The following is a 21656-nucleotide window of genomic DNA, read 5'->3' as shown; positions in this document are numbered from 1 at the left end:
GATATTTTTACAACAAAGAAATGGGGTTACAGTTATGGTACAGCTTCTTATCGTGGATGACGAACCGCTGGTTCAGATCGGCATCCGCTCCATGTTAAACTGGGAGAGCATGGGAATTGAAATTGCAGGCACTGCCACAAACGGCAGGCAGGCATATGATATCATTCTGGAAAAGCATCCGGAAATTGTAATTACAGACATCAAAATGCCGATTATGGACGGCATGCAGCTGATCGAGAAATGTCAGTCCCAAGAGCATCCGCCTCTTTTTATTCTCTTAACCAGCTATGAGGAATTTGCTCTGGTAAAACAGGCGATCTCCTACCAGGTGCTGGATTATCTGGTAAAGCTCGAGCTGACGGAAGATGTGTTAAACGCTGCCATCCAGAAGGCTCTCGGCATTCTGGAAAAAGAGAGAAAACAGGCAGCCATCCCGGAAACCGGTTCCGATCTCTCCTTATTGCAGGATAATTTTTATATCCGGCTGCTTCTAAATCTATTCGAGACAGAGGAACAATTTGCGACACAGTGCGATCTTCTGTCCGTCCGCTTCACTGCCGCCGGCTACACGGTGGCGTATCTGGAAATGCAGAATACCAGGCAGAGTGCGTCCGCTGTCGCATCGTCGGACATCACACTCTACCGCAGCAGCTACCAGATGATCCGGAATCTGATCGTCAAATATGTGCCATGCCGGATTCTGTTCCTTGACACGACACACCTTGCGATTATTTTTTCCCTGACCAAAGAACAGACGGGCAGCTATCATCAGCTTCTGACCGATGCACTCACACAGACAGGCGACATGCTCTACAATTATTACAGCATAAGGATTCTTGCATCGGTCGGCTCTCTCGTCGAAAATCCGAGAGATCTGTCCGCCTCCTATTCGGACGCCAGACAGATTTTCCCGGACGTCCGCCAGAGTGATTCTGCCGTTATCTTTGCCGACGAGGGCAATCCCGCCCGCGAGGAGCACAACGTCTTCAACATTGCCATCTTTAAGGATGAGCTGCAGAAAGCGTTCAACGAATACGATCCGGAAGCACTCTCCGCAGTCTTCCACGACATCATTGACCTGTTTTCCAATGATAAGAGACATTACTCCCAGGCCTTATCCGCCGCGAGCAACGTGCTGCACTTAACCCTCTCCTGCCTGAGCAACGGGGAAGAACAGTTAAACCAGATCTTTGGTGAATCCGCCAACGGGTACAACTGCCTCTACGAGGCGGAAACGGTGCCGCAGGTGCTCTCCTGGATGACCGTGCTGTGCGACGGTCTGTGCCGCCTGTTTTCCGAGCACAACAAGGATTACAAGAACCGCACCATCTCCGCGGTCAAAAAATATATCAATGAACACGTTGACGAGAAGATTACGTTGAATCAGCTCTCCGATGTCTTCAACATCAGCCCGAATTATCTGTCGATCCTGTTTTCCAAGTACAACGATATGGGATTTATAGATTACGTAAACCACGCAAAGATTGAATGTGCCAAGGAAATGCTGGATGAGGGAACGCTCAAGATCTATGAGATCTCCGACAAACTGGGGTACGAGAGCGCGTTCTATTTCAGCCGGGTATTCAAAAAGGTGGAGGGCGTGTCGCCGCGCGACTATATCAACCGGACTTGAGGCACTTCTTTCTTTTGCCCGTGTTAAATGTTATACCATTTAATCTCGTTTGCCTCCATCTCCAGAGGAAAACTGCTGCCATCACCACGATAAACCACAGTTTTCTGGTGGGCATATGTATTGTTGACCACGCAGAACCTGCCATTTTTCACATAGGCATGTACTTCCACATTGAAGTTGGAACTGAACCACTGATGCAGATCCTTCTCTCCGTGGGTACTCCACAGAATACTGCGGTACAGAATACGGCTGTTCTCAAAGCTGTAAGGCAGACCGCTGATATAAACACAGCGCCCCTTTCCAAACTCATGGACAGCCATCTGCACTTCCTTCTCCCGCTGTACCAGAATTTCCGTGTCCTCGTAAGCGAAGATGTTCTTTTTACCCTCACCAAAGTCCACTGGCTTCGTGGTATCTGCCAGAATGAAGTGATCGGGATGCTCCTCCCAGTTATATTTATCGTAGTTTAAAGTAAATCCGGTTTCTTTTTCCACGCCGAGCATATCTGCAAGCTGCAGGTAATGCCCCTGAAACTGATGACCAGACGGCTCACCGACACCGATAAAACCTCCGCCGTTATATACAAACTCACGGATAGCTGCGGAAATGGCAGGATTCTCCCAGATGCCGCCACCGGTATGAGCAGTATCCCCATCTCCCACATTGATAATCACATCCAGATCTTTAAGAATTTCCGGATTTGCCAGAATATCATCAAAGGAAATAAATCGCACATCGAAAGGGGCACCACTTAATGCTTCAATAATTCCCGCATAGCTGTAATTCTGTTTCTGGTATAGGGCATGGTGTACCATATGGCATCCCCAGCTTCTAATTTTACCCCAGCTGTTCAACACAGCTACTTTCCTCACGCAATAAGGAATCGTTCCCTTTGCGTTCTCATACAGCTCGCGGAACTCGTTGCACACATTCTCTACATAATCCAGAAATTCCGGAAAATCCAGGGTCAGCTTCAGATATCCACCATAGCCGATCCGGTCAATAGGTTTTCTCAGAATGGCACGTCTTGCGGTAATCCAGTTCTCCTTTGCCTCCTTCACCGGGTCTCCGCCGTCACAAAAAGTATCGGGGAAAAAGTACGGTAAAAATCTTCCCTCCGTGTATTTTACACCTTCAATATCGGAGATGAGACGAAGGGTACTACCGTTTCCTACACTGCCTACCACCGCATCAAGTCCAATGGTGGCAAATTCCTCCATAAACGGCTCGGTTCCAATCCAGTGATCCCCAAGAAACATCATTGCCTCTTTGCCGTACTCATGGGTAATGTCTACCATCTCTTTGGCAATTTTGGCAACCTCCCTGCGCTGGAATGCCTGGAAATCTTTGAACTCCCTGCTAGGCACACGGTACTGGTTGTTGTAATAACCCTGGTCAATGATGTACTCAGGCCGGAACCTGTAACCGGCCTCCTTTTCAAACTGCTCTAAGATATAAGGGCTGACAGAGGCAGAATAGCCATACCAGTCCACATATTTTTCTCTCTTTAACTCATCAAACATCAAGGTAAACTGATGGAAAAAGGTTGTGTAGCGAATCACATTCACGTAGGGATGATCCGCGCAGTATTTGCGAAGACGCTCCAGGGAATATTTGTGGGTCTTAGGCTGTCTCACATCAAATGTAATCTGATGTTCAAAGTTTTTCCAGTCGTTGGTAACCGCATTGTACATATGTACTGGATCCCAGATAATGTAAGCCAGAAAGCTGACCGTGTATTCATGGAAAGGAATGGCATCATGAATGACCACGCAGCCCTTTTCCTCCTCATATTCCCAATGATCTGCGGACACAACATTACCGGTAGAACGGTCGACAACCTCCCACCACCGTTCTTTGTCGTCTCTGGTATTGACCATCATCAGTTCCTGGGATATACCTTTCATAAGGGGAATCTCCAAGTCAGTATCCACAGCAGTGTAAAAGGATGTCATCACATAGCACTGCTGTACTTCATCCGGGTTTGCCTTTGCCCACTCGTTGTCCTTCCGGGTAGTATAATAGGTGGCATAAATTTTTGCCCCGGTTCTGACCAGTTCCTCTGGGAACTCTGTACCGTCGCAGTCACGAATGGCATCAGCACCCCAGCGTTTCATCAATTCTATGGTTTCCGGCACCACATCCAGGTTGGTAGGAATGGTTACACGTCCCTCTTTTAAAGTCATTGGTCTCTTTTCCTCCTGCAAAAGTTAAGTCGTTGTAACAGCGGTTTACAACGGAATAATCGTATTATCCTCCTCGGTATAAGTTCCACCGCCCATCTTGTTACGGACAAAAGGCACACCCTCCCTCACATAAAAAGTGTTATGGGCGAGCAAAGCATCCGGGTTCTCCGACGGGCTTACCGTGCCCCCCAGATCGTCATAGCTCACATTATGGCAAAAACTGTTGTGAATTGCTTCTGACTGGCAGAACATAATGCATCCGCCCTCGTTTTGTCTGCTGTAATTGTATTCGTAAATGGTTCCATCACCAGAATCCGCATCGTAAGCCATCCCGTCCTGATTTAATCTTGTATCTGCCACTTCATTGCAGCGGAACAGGGCATCCTTGCACTTCCATGGCCAGATGCCTGCTGCCACTTTTCCGGCACGGTTCTCCGGCCGGCAGTAAATCCTGTCATTGATTTCGCATGCAACGGAATCTGCTGTATTGTGTTCTACTAATGGGCGCAAAGCATACATCGCAGTGATGCCATCGCCCCCAGCGGCTTTTACATAATTGTCCCGGATGACCATATTTTCATGTCCGTATTTCAAAAAGGTATCCTCGGGCAGTTCCGCCCCCTGGAATTTGTCATGTGCATAGGTGTATCCAACAGCGATTCCCCAACGGCTTGTCTTGTATACAAAGCAGCCTTCCACAGTGATATCTTTAAAGCGCGCCACACCGGTAGCTTTTTCATCGGCAGGCTTTAAAGCTGTCATATAAATGCCGCCGTTGTTCATATGTTTGTCATAGACATTGCCATTCACATCATGGATAGAAAGGTTGCGCAGGGTAATGCCGCTGCGCACTCCCTTATCCTTTGCCACCACAGCCACGCCAGTGCGGTTCATTTTATGAGGAGCACTGTAATCTTCCCCCAGGATTTCCACTGCCTGATTGCTAATCTCAATATCATGGATGACCACATGCTCTACATCATATAAAAGTACGGCAGAGGATACATAACCTTGATAAACATGCGCAGGTGAATCCAATGTTGTACCGTAATCCTGATACCAGATGCCCTGTCCCCCGGCTGCAATCAGGGGCTTTTTTCCCTCCTCCTCTTCTTCCGGTGAATAAGAGCCAATTTCAATGGGATGCTCCCTGGTTCCACTGTCTTTTATCTGCAGAAACTGATCTGTAAAAACGGAATCCCGGGCCAGCAGCACCTTATCGCCAGGGTACAGTCTCAATCTGTTTACCTGAAAAAGGCTGGCAAACGGGGAATCCATGGTCAGTCCGTCGTTACTATCACGCCCGGTTTTCTGATTGACATAATATGTCCTGTATGAGCCTGTCATAGGCATCCTCCCTCAGTCTTTTTTCGATAATCTGCCGGACATCCTCATAGTCAAACAAATCTCCATGGTAACGCCCGAACAAATCCTGGTTATTTTCATAAAATGCCCGCTTTTCTTCCTCCGTAAAACCGGGACAGACACCCAGCTTTTTTATCTGCTCCGAGGGCTGAACGAAATCCAGCTTAAATCGTGTGAGTTCGTACTGAAGATACATGGCTGGAGAATAAAAACGGACACCATAAAGAGAATTTTCCTTATTTTTCTTTGCCCGCCTTTTTTCCAAAGCCTCGATACCGGCATCTTCAATGAGCCCGAACTGTTTTGCAAGAAGAAGGGCTGCCTGCGCCTCCTCCCATTCTTTTTTATCCAGACAATATTTCCGATTCATTATTTCACTGCTCCTGCAATTCCATTGGCAAAACTCTTTTGTAAGCACAGAAAGATAATTGCGGTAGGAAGGGTACAAATCAATACCCCCAGCATTAACATACCATAGTCTACGCTGTAACCACTTTTTAAGTTTGCAACCAACATGGGCATGGTAATCTGGTTGCTGTCCTGTAAAATAATCGTTGGCCAGAGATAGTTATTCCAGGCATTCATGAAAGTTACTGTCATGGCTGCGCCGTAGGTAGACTTCATAATTGGCAGGAACATGGTAAAAAAAATCCTGATCTCACTAAGTCCTTCCAGACGGGCTGCCTGGATAATATCATGAGGGAAAGAACGGGCTGCCTGCCGGAACATCATAATGAGAAATGGTGTAGAAAGAGAAGGCAGTGCCAGTGCAATCCAGGTATTAACCAGCTTCCATGAAGAAAACATTTTAAACAAAGGAATCATAATAGCAACAAAGGGAAGCATCATGGCAAGAAGCAGAATGTTCATCAGAAGGTCTTTGCCCTTGTCATGATAAATCTCAAAGCCATAGCCTGCGATGGAGCAGATTAACAGTGCAATCACAGTAATCACAATTGCATTGCGGAAAGAGTTAAACATGGCTCGTCCCAGATTCTGGTTTGCAATGAGACTCTGGTAATTTTCCATCAGATAAACACCTGGGAACAGTTTTCCACGGACAATATCAATGCTGGAGTTGGTTGCTCCACAAATCATATAGTACAGGGGAAACGCTGACAGGAAACTGGCAATGATTAAAATAATATAAGCGATAGTTGTCTTTACTTTAGTCACGTTTGTCACCTACTTTCATCTGGATTGCAGAAAGAACTGCCACACTCACAAGGATAAATACGGAAATTGCTGCCGCATAGTTAAATTTGGGTGTTTCCACAAAGGAGATATTATAAACATAATGCGCCAGTGTCATGGTGGACTTACCAGGACCTCCGGAAGTCAGGTTAACAGACTCATCAAACAACTGTAGCGTACCTGAAGTTGACATAATAGCCGTCAACAGGATGGTAGGCCTCAATAAGGGAATGGTAATCTTCATAAACTGCTGAAAAGGGGTCGCTCCATCAATATAACTTGCTTCGTATACGGAATCATCAATATTCTGTAAGCCCGCAAGATAGAAAACCATATTGTATCCGGTCCATCTCCAGATCAGTGCAATGATGATGACAAAACGGGCTGCCCATGCATTCTGGAACCAGTCCACTCTGTCAAAGCCAAGGGTCGTAATAATATTATTTACCAGACCGTCCTGGGCAAATAAGGATTTGAAAATCATGGAATAGGATACCAGTGATGTCGCACATGGAAGAAAGATAAGAGTACGGAAAATACTCTTTCCTTTAATCTTCGGACTGTTCAAAAGCTGTGCCAGCCCCAGTGCCAGAAGTAACATGACAGGCACCTGGATTATAAAGTAAAATACAGTGTTAAACAGACACTGCTGGAACGTCTTATCCTTTAATATTCTCTGGTAATTTGCCAGCCCTGCAAATCCTGATCCTTTTTTGGTAAAGGACAGGATAATTGCCTGTATCATAGGATAAAAGCAAAAGATAAAGATAAGAAGTGCAGCCGGAATTAAAAATGCCCATCCGGTCAGGTTATGTTTTTTTTCCAAACTCATTTTTGCTTTCTTCTGTTTCATATAAATTCTCCTGATTAAAAAGAATATCGTTTCGCGATATTCTGCGCCGCTTTTACGCCGCTTTGGGCGACATATATTTCTGTAAAAACCTGTGCATCCTCGCCTGTGAAAAAATACCGGGAACGCAATACGCTGATCCCGGTACTGGCTCATTTTTCACTTACTTATTCACTAATGTTAAATTCAACAGCATCCTGTGCATTCTGAATTTCTTCATCAATATCAGCACCATTCTGTACTACGTTAGTGATTGCATCGGTCAGTGCACTTCTAATATCATTATAATATGCACCATAGTTAATTGCGGGAACTTTGCCTGCAAACTCAACAATGTCTTTGTATACCGCCTGTCCACCATAGAAATCAGAAGTCTGATTGTAAACATCCGACTGTGCTGCAGGCAGATAGCTGGAAATTGCGCCGGCGTTAGGGAGTAAATCATCGTATAATTCAACGCTGCCACCAAAGGTTGTCTTTAGGAAATCAAATGCCAGTTCAGTGTTCTTGCAATTAGAAGATACTGCCCAGCTTGCACCACCACAGTTTGCGTAATTGGTGGCACCATCAATGCCGTCTAAAGCAGGCATGTTTACAATAGCCCACTTACCAGACTGGTCTTCTGCCGACTGAATGGATGACATAATCCAGCAGCCCTGGATAACACCAGCAGCCTCACCCTTGTTCATGGATGCAATGTACTGATCCCAGTCGGTGTAGTCAACCATAATCCCCTCATCGATTAACTGCTTGTAAACCTCGATTGCTTTTTTCAAAGCTGCGTTGTCCGCCAGATGAACTTCACCATTAACGATAGGAGATGCGCCTGCAGACTGCAGCATCTCGATAACAATTTCAGAACCGCCGGAACTTGTCAGCATGGGAACACCGTTTGCATCGACAACTTTTTTCGCCAGCTCCATGAACTCAGACCAGGTTGTGTCCTTGAAATCTTCAACGGTAAGACCGGCAGCCTCTACCATATCGGAACGGATTGCCATAATAGATGCTCCATTATCAAAAGGAATACCGTAGTGTTTTCCTTCTGCGGTAGAATCTCCTAATTTACCACCGGAGAAATCGTCAAAATTAATACCGGAATCTGATAATTCTGTGAAAACCTCGGGATAATTTGCAATATTTTTCTGGAAAGAATTATCCTGCATCAGGAAAATGTCCGGCAGTGTGTCATAATTATCGGCCTCAGCAGCGGTAATGATGTTCTGCTCAATATCGGTGTAAACCTTCTCCTGAATGTCCAGTTTAAAATTGGGATGATCTTTCTGGTAAATTGCCTCAGCCTGTTTCATTGCATATACATTGAAGGTTGGATCCCAGCACCATACAGTAAGAACTTCTTCGCCATCTGCTGCATCTGTGCCTTCAGCTTCTGTTGCAGACTCTGCCGGGCTGGTTTCAGCTGCACCGCCGGATGCAGAAGTGCCTGCTGTGCTGTTACTGCTTCCGCAGCCTGCAAGTGTGGAAGCGGTCATCGCTGCTATAAGCAGTGTGCCTACTAATTTCTTTCTCATATTAAATCCTCCTTTGAAACAATACATCATTTGTTGATGGTTTCATTATAGCTTTCCATATCCTACTATTCAATTTCTATGTTGTCCTATTCTATCAATATCTTGCTGTTTTTACTAAAAATATGAGTATTTTGACAACCTTTTCATTTTCAGCATTATTATTTTCCGTCATTTTAACGTAGTATTTTTTATTACACCGATTTTAATATGCAAAATGACGATTCACTACTTTTATGTTATATTATATTGTTCAGCAAGATATTGATATTCAGCAACAATTTAACACAATACACCGCTGTCTTTTCGTGATATAATGAATCCTGACGGATTCATATTTAGAAGTTCCTACGTAACTTCAGATGCGCAGAAGGCAGCGCAGAAACAACGCAAAAATGATATTCATGAAAATAAGTTTTTGGGGAGGTTTTTATGGGAAATGAACGTTTCGACATCTCCATTCCAAAAGAATATTTAACAAGAGATAAAGCAAGACTTTTATATGTTTCCTCTGCAACCTACGGTGGTGACTGGATCAGTACGCCCCACACCCATTACTGTTCTGAGCTTTTCTATGTAATTGACGGTGTGGGACAATTCCAGGTAGAAGACAATATCTTCCCGGTTTCTGCCAATGATCTGGTGGTCATCAATCCCAATGTGTCCCACACGGAACTTGGTTTCAATGCCAATCCATTAAAATATATCGTTTTGGGCATTGAAGGACTGGAACTTTCCGTTGAAAATAACAACGCCAACTTCTGCATTGTAAATTTCAGGGAAATCAAAGATACCGTTAACTTCTATTTAAAAGTAATGCTCCGTGAAATCGAAACCCGCTCTGCCGGCTATGAAACAGTCTGTCAGGATTTGATGGAAATCCTTATCGTTCTTTTCGGACGCCAGACCAATTTTTCTACGATTCTCAGTCCCGCAAACAAAAGAGCGTCCCACCTCTGCGATTCCGTTCGGCGCTATATTGATCAGAACTGCGGGGATGAACTCTCCTTGGAGCATCTGGCAAAATTTTCCCATGTAAACAAATATTATCTGGTACATGCCTTTACTGATGAGTATGGGATTTCTCCCATCAACTATCTCATGCATGCCCGCGTAAAAAAAGCTGAAAAGCTGCTGGCAACCACAGATTACTCTCTTTCTGTCATCAGCCATACCTGTGGTTTTTCCTCCTCCAGCTATTTTTCCCAGACCTTTAAAAAAGTAGCAGGAGTTTCTCCCAGCAGCTACCGCAAGACGGTCAAATCTGACCATGGAGAAATGGAAGACCTTTCCCGCTAACATACAGGCAGGAGGTCCTTTATTTATACTCAAAATTCGGGATCTGTCCCCAGCGCTCCTTAAAATAGTGTGCCGCCATCTTCGGCCGCCGGTCTCTGGTAAAGAGACCCTTTTTATTTCCGTCGGCGCGCATGCATCCCTGGATTGTGGCGAAATCCGCAAAATTCCAGACCTGCTCGCCGATGAAGAAGCTGCGCTTGTCAAATTCCACATTCTGTCTGCGGTAATATTCCATCTGGAACTCCTCGGAGAACATTTCCGGCACGCTCTCGTGAATCCCCGCAACCGCATCCGCGCCGTATTCTGTAATCATCACCGGTTTGTTCTGTTTTTCCCAGAAATCCAGTTCCATATTTAATGCGTAGCATGCCGCGTCAAGATCGCCAGACAGATTGTACCAGCCATAGTAACGGTTCACGCACACCACGTCCATCGTCCTCGTCACGAGATCTCTCTCGTAGTTGTTCTGGCAGCACACGAAGGTTACCGGACGATCTGCCGGATCAAGGCTGTGCGTCAGCTCATAGAGCGAGTGCCAGTAATCGTACGCCGACTCCGGAAAATGCTCGGTGTCCGGTTCATTTCCCATCGACCACATGACTACGCACGGATGATTCTTGTCCCTTGCAATCATCTCGCGCAGCACCTGCTCGTGGTGCTCTCTGATGTGGAAAGTCTTGTACGGGTCGATCTTATCTCCCGCGCCGATTCCAACCGCAGGCGTCTCATCGATCACAACGATACCTTCCCTGTCGCACAGCTGATACATCTCCTCCGCATACGGATAGTGGCTGGTGCGGAAAGAATTGGCATTCAGCCAGTGGATCAGATTGATATCCTTGACATCCAGGCACACATCGAGTCCTCTTCCGCGGAAAGCCGCGTCTTCGTGTTTTCCAAAACCCTTAAAATAGAACGGTTTTCCATTGATCAAAAACTGCGTTCCCTCTACCGCCACCGTGCGGATGCCGAATGTCTCCTCGTAGAGATCCTCCCCGTAAGTGACACTCGCCGTATAGAGGTACGGCTCCCCCGGCCACGGCCACCACAGTCTGGCATCCGGGATTCTGACTGTTCCGCCCGCTCCATCCGCCGCTGCCACCTCATTGCCGTCCGCGTCCAGAATACGGATGCGCACCTCATCCTCACATACGCTGCCCGCCGTCTTAATCTCATAATTTACCACTCCGGTATCGCCGTCAATATCCGGCACCAGCGTAATGTCCTCAATATAAGCCGCCGGCGTCGTATAGATGCGGACCGGACGGTTGATTCCCGCATAATTAAAGAAATCAAAATTCGGCAGATTCTGCGGTTTTCTCCATACCTTCGCCGCTTCAACACTCGGCACGCCCGGATTGTCCGATCCGAAAAATGCCGTGCTGCCCTCATTTCCGACCGGAAGCGTGCTGTGATTTACCCGGTTGTCCGCCGCAACGACGAGCTCCGCCGTCTCTCCCGGCACAAGCTGATCTGTCACATCCACCTCAAACGGAAGAAAGCCGCCTTTATGCGCAGTCAGAAATCTGCCATTTAAGTACACCTTTGCAGCATGTGTAACCGCGTCAAAGCGGAGCACGAGACGCTGTCCCTTCAGATAGGACGGAACCGTGATCTTGCGCTCGTAATACGCCCAGCCGTAATGGTTCCGGTATTTCGGGTCGTCCTTCTGATCGTTGTACGATGCCGGCACCGCCATCAGCTCTGTGTCCTCCCCCATCACTAAGGAATCTCCCGGCTCCTTCTCATCTCCCAGTTTAAAATTCCATACTCCGCCGAGATCTATCACCCCGCGTACTCTGTTCTCTCTTGGATACAACATCTTTTCTTCCTCCATTCTTTCTACTGATTTCTTCCCGATAGCTTTTGTCTGGGATTTCTTTTATTTTACATTTCTTTTGACTGCTCTATGCCGTCTATCGCAGCATGGATTTCCCCATCCTGTTTCGTGACAGTATACATTTTTCCACGCACCCGCACGGACGCATGGAAGTAATCCACTTCCTTTGGAATATGCGGTGCAAAATCGCAGCCGCCTTCCGGCGACAGATGGATTCCGGCGATCTCCTCTAAGATCACAGGCACGGGCGCACTCGCCCACGGATGACACAGGCTCGTGTTCCACTTCTGATCTTTCCCCCACGCCTCAAAGCAGGTCGTCGCTCCCTCCCGCAGCATGTTACACCACCCGTGATCGCTGTCGTTTAGCAGCAGCCTGTACACACTTTCATACCGCCCCCGCCGTGCCAGTGCAAGCAGCAGGTAATAACTTAACATCACGCCGCAGGAAAATCCCCGTTTTTCCAGAAACTCAATGACAGGTGCTTCCTCTGCCTCCTCCAGAAGCCCGAAATACAGGGCATACACGTTGGAGTGAAGCGATGTGTGGCTGCTTGTTTCACTGTCTGCAAGAAGCCCCGTCTCCTTCCGGTAAAACGCCCTGCGATACGCGAAAACCGGCTTCTCCAGCTCATACGGCTCCTCTCTGCCCAGCACACGGGCGAGCCCGTTGAGCGTTTTTTTCGCACCGAGATACAGGGCATTGATGACATTATGGCACCCCGCCCCCACAACGGGTCTTGTCAGCGCAAAATCATACTCATCCCGCAGATTTTCGGGCCAGTCGACCAGATTCCACTTGTCTGCCACCTGCACAAGCAGCCCGTCCGCGCGCTCGTACTGCGCAAAATGCCGGATCATGCCAAGCGCCGTCTTATAGTATGGAAGCAGCGCAGCCGCGTTGCCGGTGTAACGGTAGTATAGTGCCAGCAGCTGCGGATACATCAGGGAATAATCGGCGATCTCCTGCATCAGTCCTCCCGGTGCAACCGCCAGAAGCCCCGGGCAGACTGCCCTTGTCTGCGCAAACTGATCAATGCATTTCAAAAGCATCTGCGTCTCCCCGGTCAGCAGTACCTGCGCATGCGCCGTCACAACGGCATCCCCGAGATATTGTCCTTTTTCTCTGGTCGGGCAATCCACATAGCCCTCCTGCGTTCCGTATTTTACCGCGTTCTTACAGATGGAAAAAATCTGCTCCAGCCGCTTTTCGGAGGACGTCACCTCTGCGCCCTCCTCCATCGGATAGTGGCGTGTCTGCACAAAAATCCCACAAATGTTCACGCCCTTCCCCGGAAGCAGCTTTGCGTAGCGGAATCCCTTGTAATCATACGGTTCCAGACTGCAGCAGCCGTCTGAGAGCGTCCAGATCTCGTGGTAGGAGCAGTTGCAGCGCATCTCGTAGCGGACGCTGCCGCTCTCATCCAGTTCCTCTCCGCAGAAGATTTCCACGGTATCCCCCGCGCTTCCCTCCGCCGTCAGGCACAGGCTTCCGGCGACTTCCTCTCCCACATCGATCCGGATGCTGCCATCCTCATAGATCTCGACTTTTTCCGGCTTGATGCGCTCCCCGCAAAGCATCCGCGTCGGCTGTAAATACAACCGGTAATCCGCCCACTCTGCCGCAGCCGGCGTCTTCCATCCGGCATCATCAAATTCCGCACTGCTCCATCCTTCCGGGAATTTTCTGCTGTCAAAGTTTTCCAGAAACTGCGTATCATATCCGATTGTTCCGCCGCTGTACGCATCCGTCCTCTCATAGCAAAAACGAAGCGGTATCCGACAGTCCTGCGCATCCATCAACTCTGTGGCAAACGCAAAGCGCAGGTCGCCGCTGTTGTATACACGGTTGATTAACCCCTGATAATATAAATGCAGTCCGAAGCAGTGCTCTCCGGCCTCCATCTTCCCCAGTGGAATCTCGTTGTAATAGTAGTGATCCGGATAACCGGGCGCAGGTCCCTCCGCCACAAATCCGGACTCCACGTACAGCTTGTAGTGATCGTCCGCCGTCAGTCTTAACGTCAGGTTCTCCTGCGCCGTCTCAAGCGTAAAACGCGCACGCACCAGAACATGCAGATTCCGCCGGAATTCCGCTGTCAGCTGTTGCTCTGCCTCCGGTTGTTTTTCCCCTTCCTCCTGCTCCTTGTGAAACAGATTAACCGGTGTGATATGTGAAAATTCGCGGATCGTAAGCCACTGTGGACTCCATTCTGCTTTTTCTCTGCTCATCTCTTCCGTCATCCCGCCATCCTTTCCGGGCGTTTGCTCTTCTGTCTGCAATTTTCCTGCTTCCTTCTTCCGGGCAGTCGTACTGCACAGATTCCCTTACAGACAGCTTCCTGATTTTTTATTATGGTATAAAAAAATAGTGCATTTTTCCATAGACTTTCTTATGAAAAAATACACTATTTCTATGTCATTTTTATGCTGCCTGAAATTACTTACTGCGGCTGTTTTCCGATGTAAGCAAGGATACCGCCGTCCACATACAGTACGTGGCCGTTGACAAAATCAGATGCGTCCGAAGCTAAGAATACTGCCGGTCCCTGTAAATCCTCGGCGCTTCCCCATCTTGCTGCCGGGGTCTTTGCGATGATGAACTGGTCAAACGGATGTCTGCTTCCGTCCGGCTGGATCTCGCGGAGCGGTGCGGTCTGCGGAGTTGCAATATAACCCGGTCCGATGCCGTTGCACTGGATATTGTACTCGCCATACTCCGATGCAATGTTTCTGGTCAGCATCTTTAAGCCGCCCTTTGCCGCTGCATAAGCGGATACAGTCTCACGGCCAAGCTCGGACATCATGGAGCAGATGTTGATGATCTTGCCGTGTCCTTTTTTGATCATAGACGGAATCACCGCCTTGGAAACGATAAACGGTGCGTTCAGATCCACATCGATGACCTGTCTGAACTCTGCTGCGGACATCTCGCACATCGGAATACGCTTGATGATGCCAGCATTGTTTACCAGAATGTCGATCACGCCGACCTCTTTTTCGATCTTTGCAACCAGTGCGTTTACCTGCTCCTCATCTGTGACATCGCAGACATATCCGTGCGCTTTGATGCCCAGCTCCTCATAAGCGGCAAGTCCCTTGTCGACAAGCTCCTGCTTGATGTCGTTGAATACGATCGTTGCGCCCGCCTGTGCATATGCAGATGCGATTGCGAATCCGATGCCGTAGGATGCGCCTGTTACCAGCGCTACTTTTCCCTCTAATGAAAAATTAACCATAGTTTTCCGTCCTTTCTTTTTCCCTCTTATTGATCTGGTACTGCTCATTGCTTACACCTAGTATATCATGTGCAAAACCAGCACATGATCAACATTCGCCGTTCGTCAATCATGCAAGCATGTTGACTCACTTGCGCTCATTATATCATGTATGTTATTCCATTTCCTGCAATATTGTATTATAAATCTTGCAAATATTGAACTTTTGTCCTATGCTGTGTAAAGAGACATGCGCTACAGAACACATAACACCACAAGGCACATAGCGCCACTGGCGCATTAAAAAACGGCGGCACTACCGCCTGGAATCGTAAGAACGGAGAACCTATGAATAGCTGTATAACCTGCAAAGAAGCCATCGAACACTGCATGAGCACCCACACATTCGCGTTCGCCCATCTCTACGGCGATGAGAAAATCATGGACATGCACATTCACAACTGCTGCGAAGTCTATTACTCGATTTCCGGCGGAAAACAGTTTCTGATCGACCACTGCCTGTACGACATCCGCCCCGGCGATCTTTTCTTAATCAACCAATTTGAAAGCCACCACCTGACACAGATCGATCAGCAGACACACGAGCGGATCATCCTCTCCATCGACCCGGAATACTTATCGAAGCTCTCCACCGGCGTGACGAATCTTGGCCATTGTTTTTCTTTCCGTGACACCAGAATGCCGCACCAGATCCACCTCTCCCCCAAGGAGCAGAACCGCTTTATGTACTTTATTCACGAGCTGCATGACGATGGCGGCATGGGGGAAGACCTCTTGGATCAGGCAATCTTTCTGGAATTGATGGTCTTTTTAAACAGAGCCTTCGCCGCCCGCTGCACAGACGCCGCAGCCCCCGCCCCGGCTCCATCTTCCAATTACCACGCCCAGGTGGACGCCATTTTATCCTACATCAACTCCCATATCGGCGAGCCGCTGACGCTCGCCGGTCTGTCCGCGCATTTTTTTATGAGCACGTCCTATCTGTGCCGTATTTTCAAGGAGGCCACCGGCACCACCATCAACAAATACATCACCGCAAAGCGCATCACCCTGTCCAAATCGCTGCTCGATCAGGGCTACTCCGTCTCGGAAGCCTGCGAGGTCTGCGGCTTCAACGACTACAGCAATTATCTGCGTGCCTTCACAAAAGCAGTCGGCATCTCTCCGAAAAAGTACGCGCAGTTTCACTCCTGACCGGTTATATCTGTTCCTTCTGCTCTACCTCGCTTATAAATTTTTCTATCAGCCTGTTTACTTCATCCGGCTGGTCCGTATTGGAATTATGACCAGCATTCTTTATCCATTTAAGCGGCAACCCTTCTCTCTGATGCCATTTCTTATTATAGCTTTTGGCTGAGCCCGCTTTATCCTTTTCGCCACAGATAAGTAATGCCGGACAACTGATATGATATGGCAGATCTGCTTTGATCGCCTCAGCAAGCATTCTGTAACCAAAACCGGCAAGCCTTGCATATTCTTCAGAATCTGGATCATAGGACATCATCATCTTCCGCATAAGATTCTGACCATAATCCGTCTCTGCACATCCTCTTGAACCAGCCCTAAGAAGTGCTTTCCATGGATAGATCTTATATAATGGCTCTGCTCTTTCAAGAAGCCATATTTCCATTGCTGTCATATAAGACTTTTGAAGCGGTGCAGAATCAATGGAGATAAAGCCTTTTATCTTATCCGGATATAATTCCATATACATTTGAGCCAGATATCCCCCCATAGACTGACCGATAATGATGGGATTATAAATTTCTTCTTTTGTTAATATTTCATCAAGCCATTCTGCCATGTCAGACAGACTGTAATTATTCATAAATGGTCTGGATAATGCATGTGATGGTGCATCCCATACAAACACATTCTGTTTCTTCTCAAAATATTCTGTCTGCTTTTCAAAAAGCCTGTGATCTGCTGTAAGTCCCGGCAAAAACACTAACGTAATTTTCTGCTTGTCTATTATATTTACAAAATAATGGATGCAGCCACAGGGTGTCTTATAACTGTTTTCGGTCATTTTCCATCCCTTTTCCATAAACTATTTCCCAATGATTTATCATTTCCAGATATTCCTGCTCAAAAGCTGTTACATCATAATTTCCTGTTCTGTACCAATATTTAAGCATCCCATCTGAAGCATACAGAATTTCTTTATATATACTGGTAAACTCTATATCCTTACGGATGAAATCAAGATTCAAAATTGACAGAAGCATTTCCAATGTCTTTTTTGCAGCATCCTGTACATCCGGTTGGATGATGGATTGAATATCGGGCTCGGTTTCAAAAAAAATCATCTGTTTCATATACCTTATATTGACGCATGTACTTTTTTGTTAAATCCGCTGCATGCTTCCATAGAAAAAGATATAGCTCCTGCTTGTTATGAAAATAATGAAACAAAAGTGACTTGGATATTCCTGCTTCTGCCGCAATTTCTGAGGTTGGTGCCTTTTTATATTGATTCGTTGCAAATACTTTATATGCAGCATTTAATATTTGCGATTGTTTTTCTTCCGGCAATGCATAAAATTTTTCATTCATAAGCTGCCTCCGTTGACCAATTCGGTTAATGCGAGTATATACCCGTTGACCGATTAACGGAAGACCCCATTTGATCATCTATCCCTGCAACTTTTGATTTTGTATTTCCATTCATTGAAAAAAGGCATCAAAGCCATCTCTGTTAAAGTTACCCTTTTTTCTGAAATACATATCAAAATCATTTCAAAAATTAGCTTGACATATTACCAGATTGCTTTCCTATCTATCTCGCTGATAAATTTTTCTATAAGTCTGTTTACTTCATCCGGCTGGTCAGTATTGGAATTATGACCAGCATTCTGTACCCAAAACCAGCAAGCCGTGCATATTCTTTATCCAGTGCAATAATCCTGGGATGGTCTTTATTGTCTGCCTTCTTGTATTGTGCATTTACCGCTCCAAACAGCGGCACATCCATGGCCATTGCTTTTTCGCCTCCGCCGAACCGATTAAACGCAACATTGGTCAGTGGCTTCTTTGTCTCTTCCTCAAGTTTGGCTTTTTCTGTATGAATCTTACTCCGGAAGTGCCCTGCAACCCGTTCAATATCTTCCACCGTAAGCAGTTCCCGATCACGAAGAAGAATCTGCTCCAGATCCACCGTATCCAGTTCCCGGTCATTATCCGCTTTACACGGCTTCCCGTACTTAATTAACTTTTTAAATAAACGCAATCATATACAGCGGCAACGTAATGATTCCCTCCTCGCTCACACCTATATTGCCATCCGCAAATTTGTATCCGTAAGATATATCTTTGTTATTCTTCATAAGCCATTTTAATGAATTTGCCCGGGTATTTCTGCTCTTGACTTCGATAGGAACCACGCTCCCGTCTTTCTGGATGATAACATCGATTTCTCTTTTCGTTGTGTCATTTTTATAGAAGTATATCTGATATCCCTTCTTATAAAGAGCATCTGCTATTGCACATTCATAGATACCGCCTTTTGAGTTTCCAGCTAATGTATTTTCTACAATATGCTGTTTTAAAGAAAAATCCTTCATCGCCATCAGCAGTGATAAATCAGTTGTATATGCCCGGAAAAAGTCGTCTCTTGCATAATCATCCAAATCAAATCTGACATCCGTCACCCGTTTGCATAATTGCACCATATCTGCTCGAAGCAGCCATTCAACACTTGAATAATACTTTTGTGCCCTTCCGCCATGCTCAATTTCTTTATACTGAAATTTATGGTTTTCCTTATCTAATAGCTGCTTTGCAAGCGAGAGATAACATTTTTCTGCCTTTACCTTTTCTTCAGCAGTTGCATAATGTGCTATATCATACTGGTATCCCTGTAAGAGATTTCTTTGAACCCTGTCAACTTCTCTGAAATCCTTTATATCTATATATTTCTGTACTACTTCCGGCATACCGCCTGTTGCAACATACTGTCTGTAATAATTCATCATCTGCGAATGAATCGCCTCAGGTATCACTGTCTTTGAATGTAAATATCCACAAAGATTCTCTATCATATCTTCGGAAACTCCCATTCCCCAAAGAAATTCTTCAAAATCCATGCCATACATTCTCAGATAATCAACATAGCCGACAGGATAGGAAGACGCACGTTTATAATCAATTCCCAGAAGTGATCCTGAGGCAACCACATCATATCTGTTATCTATCGCCCAGAACTTGAGCGATGTAATTGCCTCCTGGCATTCCTGAATTTCATCCAGAAAAATCAAAGTTTTTCCGGGAACAATTTTCCTTTCCGGAAAGCGAAAACGCATAGCCATAATCATATTGTCTACTGTAAGATCTCCGGCAAAAATATCCATTGCCGAAGGCATCTGCTTAAAATTAATTTCAAGCAGTTCCTCAAAGTTTTCCTCCGCAAATCGTTCGATGATATATGTTTTCCCTGTTTGTCTGGCACCCTGAACAACCAAGCACTTTTTATCCTTTGTATCCATCCAGTTTTTAATGTAAGCCGTCGCTTTTCTTTTCAGCATAAAGCACCTCAAATCAATGAATTTCATTCCTGTTATTGTTTTTAATCAACATTTTAGAATATCAAAATGTAATTTCTGTCAACATTTCAGAAAATTATATCATTTTTTTAATGTTCAGGCAAGCTGCTAATGGGCATATATTATTGACAACCGTTACAGAATCATGAGAAGCGTTCCCGCCACAATCAGTACAAGACCAAGCGCCGCCCTTTTCGTCAGCTTCTCATGAAATACCAGATAAGAAAAAGCGATGGTGACAAGGATACTCAATTTATCAATTGGCACTACCACGCTCGCAAGTCCGTCCTGCAGCGCTTTGTAATAGCAGAGCCAGGAACCGCCGGTTGCAAGTCCCGACAGACAGATAAATCCGAGTTCCTTCCTGTCAATCCTGCCAATCTCCTTCTGCTTGCCCTTCGCAAATACCATGATCCATGCCATCAAAAGTACCACCGCCGTCCGAATTGCTGTTCCGAGATTGGAATTGAGTCCCTCGATGCCGATCTTGCCGAGAATCGAAGTGAGACTTGCAAAACCGGCGGATAGGCAGGCGTACAAAAGCCAGCTCTTTTTCTCCTGCCCCACGCTCTTTTCCGTCTCCTTCTTCTGGATCATAAGGAAGGTACCGGCGCCGATTAAGATGACACACACAATCTTAAGTGCGCTGACTTCCTCTCCCAAAAAAAGAAACGCCAGCACAATGGTCAGAATTGTACTGGACTTATCAATCGGAACCACCTTATTCACGTCACCTGCCTGCAAGGCATGAAAGTAGCACAGCCAGGATGCTCCCGTCGCAACCCCTGAGAGAATCAGAAACAGCCATGTCTTGCCGGATACAGCCGCAATGCCGTCCTGTGCCCCCACGACGAACACCATAATCCATGAAAAAACAAGAACCACGATCGTGCGGATCGCCGTCGCCACATCCGAGTCTGTATGGCGGATACCGCATTTTGCCAGAATCGACGTAAGTCCCGCAAACAGCGCAGAACCAAACGCATAGAAAATCCACATACGAATGCCTCCTCTACGATACACCTTTTCTCCCGCGTATCACAATAATGTCATTTAACTTTAAGAGTGTGTCCTTCTGCGGCAGGATGGATAAATCGTCGCGCAGAATTAAAAACACCGTCAGCTGCTGCTCATCCTGCACTTCTCCCACGGTCTTTCCCGCATATCTTCTGTCCACAAAAATCTCCGCAATCTCCTTGATGTCCGCATCCTGGATATTTGAGATGCTGCTCTTTCTCTGATACTGCTCCACGAATCCGGCGCTGATGATACCGGTCGGGATCGCTACCACGCCGACGCCGAGATACGCAATACAGATCGCCATCAGACGCCCCAGCGTCGTGATCGGATAAATATCGCCGTATCCGACCGTAAGAAGCGTTGACATGCTCCACCAGACGCCGCTGAATGCATTGCGGAACACTTCCGGCTGCGCGTCATGCTCCACACTGTACATGCACAGACTGCTCGCAAGCATCAGGATCACCACGATAAACACCGAGGAAATGATCTGATTCCGCTTCTCGTACAGTACCGTCGTGATGACATTAAATGAATCATATCTTGCATTCAAGCGGAAGAGATGAAAGATTCTTGCCACCCGGAGCATCCGAAAGATCACAAATCCGGACAAAAAGAACACCGGAACAATGGTCAGAATGTCCACCACGCCGTCAAAAGACACCATAAAGCGCAGTCTGGCGCGGCATTTGCGCATTCCCGGATATAAAAGATCCGCCGTCCAGATGCGGAGCACATACTCCACACAAAAAATAAAGAGCGTGATGACCTCCACCACGAAAAAGAAACCGGACAGAAAGTCCAGTTCCTCAAACGTCTGTAAAAATGTAACCAGAATATTTGAGACAATCGTAATTGTGATAAAAATATCGAACGCACGGCTGATCCGGTTACTCTTATCTCCAATCTGGATAATGTTAAATATTTTTTCTCTCACCTTATGAATCCATCTCCCAGCGTA

19 protein-coding genes are annotated in these 21656 nt (G+C 46.5%); 3 read left to right on the top strand and 16 right to left on the bottom strand.

The annotated features are described in order from the left end of the window. Positions 1-34: 34 nt before the first annotated feature. Complete coding sequence (locus RHOM_RS04050) at positions 35-1633, top strand: response regulator transcription factor (RefSeq protein WP_014078992.1); 1599 nt, start codon at positions 35-37, stop codon at positions 1631-1633. 23 nt (positions 1634-1656) lie between these two features. Here RHOM_RS04050 and gnpA read toward each other — a convergent pair whose 3' ends face one another. The 6 genes from gnpA to RHOM_RS04020 form a co-directional block, all read right to left on the bottom strand. After that, entirely contained in the window at positions 1657-3819 is a 2163-nt protein-coding gene (gnpA, locus tag RHOM_RS04045; RefSeq protein WP_014078991.1) for a 1,3-beta-galactosyl-N-acetylhexosamine phosphorylase, read from the bottom strand. Positions 3820-3864: 45 nt separating this feature from the next. Further along, the gene (locus tag RHOM_RS04040; RefSeq protein ID WP_014078990.1) at positions 3865-5166 is read right to left on the bottom strand and encodes a right-handed parallel beta-helix repeat-containing protein; all 1302 of its coding nucleotides are present in this window, start codon (positions 5164-5166) and stop codon (positions 3865-3867) included. Continuing rightward, on the bottom strand, positions 5117-5554 hold the full coding sequence (locus RHOM_RS04035; RefSeq protein WP_014078989.1) for a hypothetical protein: 438 nt from the start codon (positions 5552-5554) through the stop codon (positions 5117-5119). Before RHOM_RS04035 ends, RHOM_RS04040 begins: the two co-directional genes overlap by 50 nt. Next, positions 5554-6360, bottom strand: coding sequence for a carbohydrate ABC transporter permease (locus RHOM_RS04030; RefSeq protein WP_014078988.1), 807 nt, complete (start codon positions 6358-6360; stop codon positions 5554-5556). The genes RHOM_RS04035 and RHOM_RS04030 overlap by 1 nt, the downstream gene beginning before the upstream one ends. After that, positions 6353-7231, bottom strand: coding sequence for a carbohydrate ABC transporter permease (locus tag RHOM_RS04025; protein ID WP_014078987.1), 879 nt, complete (start codon positions 7229-7231; stop codon positions 6353-6355). The genes RHOM_RS04030 and RHOM_RS04025 overlap by 8 nt, the downstream gene beginning before the upstream one ends. 164 nt (positions 7232-7395) lie before the next feature. Further along, on the bottom strand, positions 7396-8760 hold the full coding sequence (locus tag RHOM_RS04020; RefSeq protein WP_014078986.1) for an ABC transporter substrate-binding protein: 1365 nt from the start codon (positions 8758-8760) through the stop codon (positions 7396-7398). 429 nt (positions 8761-9189) lie between these two features. Between RHOM_RS04020 and RHOM_RS04015 the strand changes: the two genes are divergently transcribed. Then, positions 9190-10056 (top strand): AraC family transcriptional regulator, encoded by an 867-nt coding sequence (locus tag RHOM_RS04015; protein ID WP_014078985.1) that lies wholly within the window; start codon positions 9190-9192, stop codon positions 10054-10056. A gap of 19 nt (positions 10057-10075) precedes the next feature. Here the strand turns inward: RHOM_RS04015 and uidA are convergent, their stop codons facing one another. The 3 genes from uidA to RHOM_RS04000 all read right to left on the bottom strand — a co-directional run bounded on the left by uidA (position 10076) and on the right by RHOM_RS04000 (position 15134). Continuing rightward, on the bottom strand, positions 10076-11878 hold the full coding sequence (gene uidA, locus RHOM_RS04010) for a beta-glucuronidase (protein WP_044024833.1): 1803 nt from the start codon (positions 11876-11878) through the stop codon (positions 10076-10078). A gap of 65 nt (positions 11879-11943) precedes the next feature. Beyond that, positions 11944-14178, bottom strand: a complete 2235-nt coding sequence (locus RHOM_RS04005) for a family 78 glycoside hydrolase catalytic domain (RefSeq protein WP_014078983.1) — start codon at positions 14176-14178, stop codon at positions 11944-11946. Positions 14179-14339: 161 nt separating this feature from the next. After that, complete coding sequence (locus RHOM_RS04000) at positions 14340-15134, bottom strand: gluconate 5-dehydrogenase (protein WP_014078982.1); 795 nt, start codon at positions 15132-15134, stop codon at positions 14340-14342. A gap of 327 nt (positions 15135-15461) precedes the next feature. Here RHOM_RS04000 and RHOM_RS03995 point away from each other — a divergent pair, with 327 nt between their 5' ends. After that, positions 15462-16328 (top strand): helix-turn-helix transcriptional regulator, encoded by an 867-nt coding sequence (locus RHOM_RS03995; protein ID WP_044024606.1) that lies wholly within the window; start codon positions 15462-15464, stop codon positions 16326-16328. A 4-nt stretch (positions 16329-16332) separates the two neighbouring features. Here RHOM_RS03995 and RHOM_RS03990 read toward each other — a convergent pair whose 3' ends face one another. The 7 genes from RHOM_RS03990 to RHOM_RS03960 all read right to left on the bottom strand — a co-directional run bounded on the left by RHOM_RS03990 (position 16333) and on the right by RHOM_RS03960 (position 21632). Then, positions 16333-17163 (bottom strand): alpha/beta fold hydrolase, encoded by an 831-nt coding sequence (locus RHOM_RS03990; RefSeq protein ID WP_014078980.1) that lies wholly within the window; start codon positions 17161-17163, stop codon positions 16333-16335. Continuing rightward, on the bottom strand, positions 17144-17452 hold the full coding sequence (locus tag RHOM_RS03985; protein WP_143761670.1) for a hypothetical protein: 309 nt from the start codon (positions 17450-17452) through the stop codon (positions 17144-17146). Before RHOM_RS03985 ends, RHOM_RS03990 begins: the two co-directional genes overlap by 20 nt. Further along, positions 17430-17690 carry a TetR/AcrR family transcriptional regulator gene (locus RHOM_RS03980; protein WP_014078978.1) on the bottom strand — a complete coding sequence of 87 codons (261 nt, stop codon included), beginning with the start codon at positions 17688-17690 and terminating at the stop codon, positions 17430-17432. The genes RHOM_RS03985 and RHOM_RS03980 overlap by 23 nt, the downstream gene beginning before the upstream one ends. 256 nt (positions 17691-17946) lie before the next feature. Beyond that, positions 17947-18291, bottom strand: coding sequence for an SbcC/MukB-like Walker B domain-containing protein (locus RHOM_RS03975; protein WP_242823161.1), 345 nt, complete (start codon positions 18289-18291; stop codon positions 17947-17949). 58 nt (positions 18292-18349) lie between these two features. Further along, a complete protein-coding gene (locus RHOM_RS03970) occupies positions 18350-19657 on the bottom strand; it encodes an ATP-binding protein (RefSeq protein ID WP_014078976.1) in 1308 nt (435 codons plus the stop codon). A 153-nt stretch (positions 19658-19810) separates the two neighbouring features. Beyond that, positions 19811-20674: an EamA family transporter gene (locus RHOM_RS03965; RefSeq protein ID WP_014078975.1), complete on the bottom strand. Its 864-nt coding sequence runs from the start codon at positions 20672-20674 to the stop codon at positions 19811-19813. A gap of 13 nt (positions 20675-20687) precedes the next feature. Continuing rightward, positions 20688-21632: an ion transporter gene (locus RHOM_RS03960; protein WP_014078974.1), complete on the bottom strand. Its 945-nt coding sequence runs from the start codon at positions 21630-21632 to the stop codon at positions 20688-20690. Positions 21633-21656: the final 24 nt, after the last annotated feature.

Source organism: Roseburia hominis A2-183 (genome assembly GCF_000225345.1).
GTDB classification, from domain to species: domain Bacteria; phylum Bacillota; class Clostridia; order Lachnospirales; family Lachnospiraceae; genus Roseburia; species Roseburia hominis.
Note: the sequence above shows the minus strand (reverse complement) of the source record. Positions and strands in the feature narration are given on the sequence as shown.